At 57.0% G+C, this 745-nt stretch carries 1 pseudogene; it reads right to left on the bottom strand.

What is annotated here, in order from left to right:
• Positions 1-745 (bottom strand): annotated as a pseudogene (locus C487_RS09535) (VirB4 family type IV secretion system protein); the annotation flags it as partial.

Below are 745 nucleotides of genomic sequence, written 5' to 3'. Positions count from 1 at the left end.
TAGTGGGCTTCGTCGATCGCGAGTTCGACGTTTCGCTGGGTGTTTTTCGCCTGCTGGTAGATCGTCGAGAGTAGCAGCTGCATCAAGAACGTCTGGCGATCGATTCCTGATGCACTGCCCTCGATCTGACCGAGGTCGATATAGACGACCTTGTTGTCGCCCTCGAGGATATCGATCTCAGAGTGGTGCGAGAGGTTTTCGTAGGAGCCACCCTCGCGGAATGGCTGGAACGCAATCGCGAGTTCGTCCGCATACTGTGCAGCACGCTCGCGAGCAGACTCGGACTCCGCGATATTGTGCTCGTCCGGGTTCTCGGCGATATCACAGAGGATGCGATGAACGTCCTGCATCGTCGGCGAGTTCGCCGATGTGTGCGTCGAGACGTCGTCCTCAACGATCCCTGCTTGCCGGTAGGCTTCGTCGATGACATACGAGAGAACGCCCGTCTCGGTTCCGAGTTCGATATCGCGAGCGTCGAGGAAGTTCTCGAGGACGGCATAGACTTCGTCTTTCTTCGCCGATAACGGCGAGATCCCGTCACCGGAATCAAGGACATTCTGGGGTGTCTCTCGGATTTCGAGTGGGTTGAGCTTCGTATCACCACCGACGGTAATCGTCTTCGCGTTCAGCGCGTCTGCGATCCCACGGAAGCCACCAACTGGATCGACGAGAACGAGCATCGTGTCGTTGCGGCGTTTCATCATCCGTATGTGTTTACCCCCAGAAATCGCAGGAGGACAGTAGG

The sequence above is a fragment of the Natrinema pallidum DSM 3751 genome, assembly GCF_000337615.1.
GTDB classification, from domain to species: Archaea; Halobacteriota; Halobacteria; order Halobacteriales; family Natrialbaceae; genus Natrinema; species Natrinema pallidum.
This window is presented reverse-complemented; position numbering and strand designations above follow the sequence as displayed.